The organism is Nostoc sp. T09, assembly GCF_002154695.1.
Classification (GTDB): domain Bacteria; phylum Cyanobacteriota; class Cyanobacteriia; order Cyanobacteriales; family Nostocaceae; genus Aulosira.
Genome location: NZ_MTAV01000168.1, coordinates 1 through 9,845, shown reverse-complemented (window position 1 = coordinate 9,845; position 9,845 = coordinate 1). Strand labels below are relative to the sequence as shown.

Genomic DNA, 9,845 nt, shown 5'->3' with positions numbered 1-9,845 from the left:
TGGTACGCCTACCTATCGGTTACATGACTTATTCCATGATTTAGCCTGTAATTTGTTAACAGCTGCGCCACAGCCAAAGCGGACAGGAGATTTGCCAGGATTAGGTTTAGATCTTGCTGATGCTCATGCTGCTTTTTTGGAGAAATATCGGCAGAAAACCCAGAATAATTTATGGCATACCGTGCCTGATGATGGTTACATTCATCAGCATTTAGTTTGGCATTTGGAGAAGGCAGGACAAGTAGCAGAGATTCACTCTTTATTGCGGGAGGAGTCGGCAACTGGGAATAATGCCTGGTTTGAAGTGCGGGAGAAATTGGGACAAACTGGGGGTTACATCACAGATGTTTCTCGTGCTTGGAAATTAGCAGAGGCGAACTGGAATGAAGCAACATTGCCGCAAGTGATGGGTTGGCAGTGTCGTTATGCTTTGATTACGGCATCCCTGAATAGTTTGGCAGCTAATGTACCAGCAGAATTGCTGATTGCGTTAGTCAAAAACAATATGTGGACTGCTGAACAAGGACTAGCTTACGCTTTGCAAAATCCAGATTTAAATAAGAAAGTAAAAGTACTGGCACAACTAGTCCACCATTTGCCACCAAATTTAGAAAAACTAGCACTTTCAGAAGCACTCACCGCCGCCCGCTCGATTCAGTCTGAGAGTTCTCGCGCCGATGCCTTGAGAGCCTTAGCACAGAAACTGCCAGAGGTATTACCAGAAGCACTCACCGCCGCCCGCTCGATTCAGTCTGAGAGTTCTCGCGCCTCTGCCTTGAGAGCCTTAGCAGAGAAACTGCCACAAATGCCATCTGCTAGACTTTTTCCGCTTTGGCAAGATACAATTCATCAGCTATCCTTTCGCACTCGCCCTAATTTACTGTCAGATATCAAGGCATTGTTTCCAGTAATCTTTGCATTAGGTGGTGAAGTTGCAACGGCAGAAGTTGCCCGTGCAATTGTCGATGTGGGACGATGGTGGAAATAATTTGTAGTTCGTAATACCCTGCGGGAAGCGCAAAGCGCTACGTAATTCGTAATTTTCAGGTTTAGTAGTGTAATTTTGAAGAATTGGTACTATTCATCAATTCACGTAGCCTCACAAGTATTGAGTGCGATCGCCTTTTTTAATCTCAAAACTATAGAGTACGATCGCCTTCCCAGCCTCAAAGTATTGAGTGCGATCGCCTTTTCTAGCCTCAAAAGTATAGAGTGCGATCGCTCTTTCTATTACAAAATGCGATCGCACTTCACCCAAAATCCCTCATCCATAGAGAACCTCAACTCCTTCACAACCAACGAGATCGGGTTGTCTATCAATGAGTACTCATTCATAGAGAACCTCAACTCCTTCACAACCAACGAGATCGGGTTGTCTATCAATGAGTACTCATCCATAGAGAACCTCAACTCCTTCACAACCAATGAGATCGGGTTGTCTATCAATGAGTACTCATTCATCCACAACCAGATCTTATTCACAACCAACGAGTTAATTTTCTGCGCTAAGAGGCTGCACGAGCTGATGAGAAATTGCGGTGCTACAAGTAGGGCTACATTCAGGGGCGATCGCTAAAGGTTACGCATAATTACACAATTTTAACCCAAAATCTTGTCAAAAAAAAGCTAAAAATTTGTTATTTTCCCTGAACCGAAATCTACCTATTTTAAGACAAGCTAACAGTAGTACAGCAAAGCGAAATTCAAAATTCTAAATTAATATCAATTGCTAAAAGAGGAAAACAGATTCAAACCCTAAAATCTAGATATTGATCGAATTTCCTAATTACAAATTGTTATAAGTTGATGAATTTAGGCAGTGCTGTATTAAAAAAGTTCATCACGAGTATATCTATATATATGACCTTACCCAAACGTTCATCTCGTATTCTCGAAAAAGCTCAAAAGAGAGTTTCTGGTATGCAAGCTATCGATCCGAATCTTGATTTTGGCAATTCTAACAGCTTGCAAAATATGCTGCAACAAATTGAAGAATTACGCAATAAAATAAACAATCATAACACTGCTTTGGCTGTAGTTGATGCTTCCAAAACTGATATTGACAAGTTAGAGAAAAGCTTAGGTGTTTTATGTGAAAATATGCTGATGTCTGTTGCTGGCAAATACGGAAAAGAAAGCGCTGAATATGTCCAAGCTGGTGGTGTGCTGAAAAGCGATGGCTTCGCCAACGCCTAGGGCGAACGCATCCGCAAAGGCACTATCACGCGTTTGAAGGGAGCCACATATCCAGTGACTGTTAAGTCTGATGAAGCGACATAATATTATGCCATTTAGATAAAGCAGCGCGCCAGTGCTGAGGCTAGTTTTGTCACAGGTGCGAGCCTAAAGATTGATGGCGGCTTCGCAGCTTAGGGATTATTTAGAAGTTGTGGGCGATCGCTCAAGAGTACAGCAAGGAGTAATAGCTTTGTTGGCAAACTCTTCCAAGCCCACATCACCTAGCAATTGTTTCCAATCAGCTAGTAATGTCTCCGTTTGTGGATGGCGACGGCGCAGTTGGGCTAATAGAGTTATAGCGTTGTACCAGATGCCGTTTTGAGCATACAAAATAACTTGGTTTCGCTCGGCTGATGGTTGCTGCACTGCAAGATTATTGTTAAATTTGACTCGCTCAATCCACCCATTGACATCCACTGATTGCTTTTCACCATTGCAATTCATATTGAGCGATAAATACCAATGATAGTTTTTATCAGCTTCTAATTTAACTGACGATGGTAGACTCAGAGCGATCGCTCCTGGGGTTCCGGTGACAGTGAAAGTTCCTTGATAAATTTGCTGATAATTTCTTGGTTCTGGGTTGGTTTCGTCCCATAATTCCAATTCGCCCACCTTGATATCTTTGGGCAGATAAGGAACATAAAACCAGAGAGTCGGAGAGGCTTCAACGGTTAATCCCCAAACATGGCTGATTGCTGGTTCTGATTCAATAGCGGGGATTAAAGCTATCAGACGTTCTTTTATTTCCAGCGCCGAGCAACTATGTCCGTCACGAGTTCCACCGCCTTTTCTGCTTCCTGGCGCTCCTCGCGGTGAAAGTGGCGGTCGCTTAAACTTTACTGGGGAAGTGGTTGAGGGTTGAGACTGGGAATTTTTTTGCAGAGAGGATGGAGCCGCCGGACGTACATCTGCAATGGTTTTTTGCCGGTCTGGAAAAAGATGAGCTTCTCCCTTACTACTAGCCAAAGCAATGAGTGCTAAAGCCAAAGCTAGTCCTATCTTCCAGCGAAAAAACTTGCTCCTAGTCACAATCTCCCTCCTAAACTGTATTACTGTTGCTGCCCCTTAGACGAGTTGCGATCGCCCAGGCGATCGCTAAAGCCAGTGCTGATGGAACCAAGGGCGCACAAATACCAATCGTCAGCCAGCCAAAACAGAGGCTACCAAGAATAACGATGGCTGTAGCGATCGCAATTCTGCGATATACAAGCGAATGAAACACCCAGACGCATAAACTTCCTGTAAGTGCCCAAATCCATATCCAACAAGTATCTAATGTTTGCGGCCAAAATCGCAGTAAGGGGCGTTCTTGTTTAGCTATACTGAGCATTTGACTGGCCATTTGAGCGTGAATGACTATGCCAGGCATTTCTTTGTTCAGTTCCTTACCAAAGGGAGTCGAAAAGCGATCGCCCACCGATGGAGCCGTGACGCCGATCAAAACTAGCCGATCTTTCACCCACTGCGGCTGAAAATCATTTTTGAGAACTTCTGCAAGCGTTACTTCCCTAGCCACTTTTTGTGCAGACCGATAATTTAGCAGGACTTGGTGACCGCGAGGGTCGATGTTGTGATAAAAACCAGTATGCTTTTCCAAAGGCTGGAAAACGGTAGAGCCAAGCTTTAAGTTGCCTTCAGATGTCGCTTCTGGTTGGATGCCGTCTGAATATAGGTAACGAAAGGCTAATTCAGCACTGAAAGCATAGGAGGCTTGGCAAAGAGAATCCCCTGGATTTAAATGAAACAAATAACGGCGAACTGTGCCGTCTGGTTCAACTGCCAAATCGCTAAAACCGACATTTTCTGGCGGACTAGCGGGGGGCGAAGCAACGCCGAATTTGTTGCTACCCTGAGGCTCTGGTTGACTGACTTCGCAAATTGTCACAAGGCGTGGGTTTTTTTGGATGTGGGCGGCTAGCTCGCGGTATCCTGGTTCTACGGGAAAATCGTGGTAGATATCCAAGCCAATGGCTCTAGGTTGATGAACCTGTAGTTTCTCTATTGCTTGCAAAATCACGCGATCGCTGAGGGGATATTGACGCTGCTGTTGAATATCTTGTTCTGTAACTTTGACAATCAGTAGACGTTCATCAATTCCGCGATCGCTTTGCAGGCGAATTAGCTGGTCAAAAGCCCACAATTCTATGGGCTGGAGTCCGCCTAAAAACCGCACCGCCATAACTAAACCTGTAGCTACCAAACTCTTAGCCAAGATAGTTGGCAAATGCTGCCATTCAAGCTGACGGCGGGAATTGCGCTTTGTCAGCGTCCGCAAATCTTTCCAAGTTGGCGGCACTTCCGAGGGATTTTGATATATCATTGGCAACCAGGTAGCCCCTGGTAAATCAGTAAATTCCTCTAGACGTTCTTGGGCGTGACGCACAGCAGTGTATAAAGGTTGTCCAGCTGCATATTCCCGCAGAAATTCTTTGAGAAAAGATTGGGCAACTTTATCTGGGACTATCTCCTGCATGACGATGATGATGGGCACGTGTAAATCAGCTAACTGTTGCGCTAATCCCAATCCTTCACAAGAGTTAAAAATAGCGATTCTTAAGCCGCGTTGAATCGCTTCCCTTAAAGCGTGTTTGAATTGATCGGTTTCAATACTTTCTTTTTCACTGAGACTAATCCGCCCCCTTTGTTCTACCGTCTGGCTGTGTCCGGCAAAAAAGAAAATATCCCAGCCTTTGGGATCTCGTAGCTGGGCAATTAAATCTCTAGCCTGGGGCTGTTGACAAAAAACTGATTCAGCTTGTGCTAAATTTTTAATTGCCTGGCGATCGCCTTCCAAATTCAGGTGTCGGTTATCGCCAAAAATAGCCAGCACCCGCACGCGATCGCTTTGACTCTGATTTTTGCCATTCTCCCATACTTCATACTCTACCGGACTATAGCTAACACCAACATTTGGATAACTCGACAGCAAATCCCAGGTATGCCAAGGTAATTTCCACAAATTTGGATCTTTGGCTTTGATTGCTAACCGCATATCAGGCTGACTAGCTAACTCTTTGCTTAACCTTTCGCGAATTTTTTGCCAGCCCAGTTCCCCCGATGGTTGCAGCCATTGGTTGAGATTAGCCTCCAGTCTTTGCATCTGTTGGCGACAGTCGTCTGCAATCTCGCTAGTGGCGCGATTTGTCGGCAAACTTTCTTCAATCTCCCAACCCTGATTGCGGGCGATACCTTCGGTAAGCTCCGCTAACGCTGTGAGATTGCGAAAAGATTGTTGCCACAAAAGATACAATCCTTCAATATCTGTGTTCGCTTTTAGCCTACCTTCAATTTCCCCCAAAGGAGAACCGCCATCTTCTCTGAGTTCTAGCGATACTTCAAATCCTTGGTGAAAGTCTCCCTTGCCGATTTTGAGAACTGCTACTCTAGCCATAATTTTTATGTCTCACGCAGAGACGCAGAGACGCAGAGGTATAGAGAAAAATAACTTCCTCCTTGGCGGTTTCCGTCACGATAGCGCAGCGTTAGCGAGTCCTCGAGCGTCTGGGGGACTGGCGAACCCGAAGGGCGGTTCGTTTAAGCAACAAAATCCTCACTCACGCTTACACCCTCCAGCGACACCCGCACTTGGAATTGGGTTCCTGGTGGTGGGCTAAAGCCTAGTTGCAGGAGTTTATCTTTCCCTTCACCGCGATCGTCGCTTCTAGTTTCGGCTTGTAAGCGAGTTTCGCCACCAGAAATTACACTCAGTTGCAGATTTGGAGGCAGCTTATGCTGTTGATTGATTGGTTGCACTTGCAATCGCACGCCAATTTTTTCTTCAGTTTTCGGTCTGATAGTGACAATTAGCGCTACTTGAGAAGATCCTAACTGCATCCCCAAATCAATTAACCTAGCTTTACTAACACCCGCTTGGGGATGATCGGAAGCAATTTTACCTAAACTTAAGGCTGCTTCCCAACGGGTTTCTTCATCGTTAGCAGTGCCTAACAATTCAGTTAACGCTGCAATTGCTTCTGGATGTCCAAAGCCAATTTGTCCTAAAACCCCGGCGGCTTGACAGCGTTCCTTTTCGGGGCGATCGGATTGTAGCAGGCGAATTAATGGTGCGATCGCTTCGTTAGAAACTGTCTCTTCCGGCTTTTCTGTACCGCGAACTGTACTGAATTCTGGAGGTGTTAAAAGTGTTTCGACAGCTTGCCAAATTTCCTCTATGATGTTGTCTGCTTTCTGTAACCATTGCCGCAAGTTCACAACTGCGACAGTTGCAGTTGCAGTAGAAGTTACGCCTAAACGCTGGTTGTATACCTGCTCTCGCCACTGTTCGTTGGTGAGTAATGCTGCCCACTGTTCAAAGGGTACTGCTAGTCTAGGTGAGTAGATACCCGGATTGCTGAGTTGCGTTAATAACTCTTGAGCTACTTTTGTAGATAACTGCGGCGGCGGTGATTCAGGGTGAGGACTGGTGTCTTGCTGGGGGAGGAGTAGCATTTGTGTGAGGTCTTCAGCCAGAACTTCCTGATTGATATAGTAAGTGCGATCGCTCTCATCATATATGCCGCATTTCTTGAGTTTTTCATAGGTAGCGTATCCCCACACCCGCAGCCAAGATTGCTCTTTTTCACCTAAATTGATTTGTACTGCCAGATAATAATCTTTTCTCCAGCTAGGAATATCAACCCACTCACGAGGAACAGCAAATTCCTCTAAATCGCTGGTTTCGCTAGGAATCAACACTAAGCGGATTCCTTCCCACTCAATTGGCGTACCGTTGACAAATTCCCAAAGCGAGTCCCAGGTATTGGCAGAAAAAATACTGCGATCGATACTACCTTGAGCTTGATTAGCTTCTGCTAACCAAGCCTCCAGCCAGGGAATAAAAGTTTTTAAGCAGAGATAATTTAGGTAAGCCTGACAGCGAGCTGCGGCATTAGTATGAGGTTGGGATTGCTGCCAAGCTTCTTGTTGAAGCTCTTGTGATAAATTCAACCAGAGCTGGTTAGGATAAATAGTGGAAAGTTTGCGCAATTTCAGCATTTTCTGACCTTAATTCCTCTGGATTTCTAGATAGAGCACGTCTTGTGACAGCCAATCTTCAATTACTTCCCCGACTTGTTGCGTTTCTGTTTCTAAGGAAAGACCAAAACGAGTTTCAATCCACTCAAGAAAAGAACGCTGCAACTGCTGCTTGGCTAGAGTCAGCGTTTGACAGGCATGAGAGTTAGGTTTGAGGGTTTCAATATGTTTGATGTCTTGCTTTTGACCGTATCGCAGCCACAAAATTTCTCGTTGCAGCGACCCTAATTGCTCAAAAGACTTTAATAATCCTGATTGAATAAGATTTTGGTAATAGTTTTTTAACCATGACTTGACATAAGCGATCTGCCACTGGTTAAGTAAGTTTAAAAAACTTGTTTGTAATTGATTTTGCGCTGCACTCAGTTTTTGTTGTACTTCCTCTTGGCTGGTGGGTTTTTCTTGGCTAAGAGTCTGAGTGAGTTCGATGATATTCAGTTTTTGACCATAGCTAAGTTTAAGAATTTGCACAGACTCAGGATCTAAATCTGCGATCGCGGCAATTAATTGCGCTTCAATTAGATTAGCCGAGTTAAAATTGCTAAATTTCTCAGTTAAAAAGGTTGTGACATAAGCAGTAGGATTAATTCGCTCGCTTGTTAACTGCTGAAATCTTTCTAGCAATGGCGCTTCCACATTCTTGGAGATGTAGCGCGAAATCGTTCCCTGATGAACGTTAATCTTACTGCTAAACTGTTGCTGAGTTAACAACACCAAGCGATGAGGATAGCACAGAGGCATAACAGCTTGGCGGCAAGATTTGGGAATTTGACTGCGGATACTGTCTAGGTTTTGCTCAATTTGGGCAATTTCTCGGTTTAAAATTAGGTCTATCTCTTGTAAAGATTCTGCTGGTTCTTCCTCCTTTTCTAAAGTTTCCCAAGAGGTGTGGCTCTCACGATCCGGCTGTTCGCTGTTATTGGCATCATAAGATACTTCAATAATTTGCGAAGATTGTTGTAAGGCATCAATACAGATATTCATCCATTGTTGAATCGTTGCAGGTGCTACATCTGCACCTACAGCTACTTGCAAAGGCGCACCAGGTTGAAATCGCTGAGAGTTGTAATCCTTAGCGGTTTCTGCAAAGTCTGAGAATTCGGGTTCTGGCCATTTGTCCCCTTCTCTTCTGTTGGGATGGTAGACGCGATTGTTTTTGTAAACAGGTACAAAGTATCGCCAAGCGAAAAGATACTGAGAAATTTCCGGTTCTCTTGAGCCAGAGTTTTTTAGCGCTTCTCTGAGTCGTTCTTCCACCTTTTGAAATTTTCTGCTACTACTCACTTCTACATCGCACAACAAATGCCATCTCGATTCCCGATTTACATGATGTCGAATTACATTTCGCAGCACCCCTACCATATAAGTTTTGAGATTCGCTGTATTATCGCTACTAGCCGCATACTTATTGAGATATTGCTGCAATTTCTCCCGATTACAGAGGTGTTCGTTAGTCAAAGCGTACAAATTTTCCGCAGCAGCAGCGTAAAAAGGCAGACGACACCAACTTTTCCAAATTAGATAACAGCGATCGCGATCGAAGTAGGCTAATAAGTGCCAGTGAGCCAAGCGCTTTTCCGTCTCCGGTTGGGAATCGTCATTGAGAATTTGTACAAAATAATGTGCATAATCGCTCTCATGCCATTGGGGATGCAACTTAACCAGCTTTGCCATTCGCTCCCGCAAGCGATTTTGAATTACTCGTTTAAAGGGAGGATAACCGCTAGTTGCAGTAAAGTCGTGCAATATCCAGAAAGAATCGCTCATTTGCAGAGATTGTCAGCTCAATAGACTTCTTGCAGAAGTCGGTTAAAGGGAAAGGGGAAAAGGGGAAAGGAACTCAAAACCCTTTCCCTTTAACCTTTTCCCTTTCCCCCCTCTTGCAAAAATATATTTTTGCAAGAGGTCTAATGTTGGTGGCTTGCTTATTGAGAGCAAGAAACCAGTGACATAAGTGTAAGTTGGGCAATAGCCACTAAACTCTTCTGCTCATTCTAGCTTTTAGGTTGTTTTTGCTATTAGAGCTTTTACAAATTGACAATGAACTCAATACATTGGTTTGAACCCTTTTATCTAGTTATTGCCGTGGTATTTGCTAATTTATGCATACAACAATTTATGAAGTTTTATTTCTTGAAAAATAATCGCTCAAAGCTAATCAGAGTAATAATTTTGGGGAATTTTATGGCGGGTCGCAGCATTTCTTGCACGGGGTCAAGTACATAAACCAACGAAGACTACCCCATTAACTTGACTGCAAAAGTTCAAACCCCAATTAGGTAAGAACAATTTAGTAAAGGTTGATTTTAGGAGAAATAAATGTGGAATAATGCAGATGATTTACCCAAAGCCAATTCAACAATTGCGCGATCGCAACTTACTCTTTGGCATGAACTAAGCGAAATCGAGCAGGAATCTCTGTCAGGAGGTAGGAAGGTTGAGGCTATAATTAGACCCTTTAAACTTGATGAAGTTGCTGTGAGTGTTGCCAGCCAATATGGGATTCGTAGTATCCCTCTTCTGTCACTTTCCGGGTATTCTGAATAAAAGAATAAAAAAAGAAAACCCTG

The 9,845-nt window shown here is 44.0% G+C and carries 7 protein-coding genes and 1 pseudogene; 4 read left to right on the top strand and 4 right to left on the bottom strand.

Annotation, left to right across the window (positions count from 1 at the left end; genetic code table 11):
* The 3 genes and pseudogenes from BV372_RS36740 to BV372_RS28590 all read left to right on the top strand — a co-directional run.
* Nucleotides 1-988, top strand: a pseudogene (locus BV372_RS36740) (hypothetical protein); the annotation flags it as partial.
* A gap of 75 nt (nt 989-1,063) precedes the next feature.
* On the top strand, nt 1,064-1,576 hold the full coding sequence (locus tag BV372_RS35575) for a hypothetical protein (protein ID WP_143845351.1): 513 nt from the start codon (nt 1,064-1,066) through the stop codon (nt 1,574-1,576).
* A gap of 284 nt (nt 1,577-1,860) precedes the next feature.
* Complete coding sequence (locus tag BV372_RS28590) at nt 1,861-2,196, top strand: hypothetical protein (RefSeq protein WP_086689918.1); 336 nt, start codon at nt 1,861-1,863, stop codon at nt 2,194-2,196.
* A 180-nt stretch (nt 2,197-2,376) separates the two neighbouring features.
* On the opposite strand, the gene BV372_RS28585 is transcribed toward BV372_RS28590, so the two are convergent.
* From BV372_RS28585 to BV372_RS28570, 4 genes are all read right to left on the bottom strand, one after another.
* Nucleotides 2,377-3,270, bottom strand: a complete 894-nt coding sequence (locus BV372_RS28585) for a DUF928 domain-containing protein (protein ID WP_086689916.1) — start codon at nt 3,268-3,270, stop codon at nt 2,377-2,379.
* A gap of 10 nt (nt 3,271-3,280) precedes the next feature.
* Entirely contained in the window at nt 3,281-5,632 is a 2,352-nt protein-coding gene (locus tag BV372_RS28580; RefSeq protein ID WP_086689914.1) for a CHASE2 domain-containing protein, read from the bottom strand.
* A gap of 143 nt (nt 5,633-5,775) precedes the next feature.
* Nucleotides 5,776-7,236, bottom strand: coding sequence for a DUF1822 family protein (locus BV372_RS28575; protein WP_086689912.1), 1,461 nt, complete (start codon nt 7,234-7,236; stop codon nt 5,776-5,778).
* Between the two features lie 9 nt (nt 7,237-7,245).
* Complete coding sequence (locus BV372_RS28570; RefSeq protein WP_086689910.1) at nt 7,246-9,042, bottom strand: hypothetical protein; 1,797 nt, start codon at nt 9,040-9,042, stop codon at nt 7,246-7,248.
* A gap of 552 nt (nt 9,043-9,594) precedes the next feature.
* Here BV372_RS28570 and BV372_RS28565 point away from each other — a divergent pair.
* Nucleotides 9,595-9,822 carry a hypothetical protein gene (locus BV372_RS28565; protein ID WP_086689908.1) on the top strand — a complete coding sequence of 76 codons (228 nt, stop codon included), beginning with the start codon at nt 9,595-9,597 and terminating at the stop codon, nt 9,820-9,822.
* Nucleotides 9,823-9,845 lie beyond the last annotated feature (23 nt).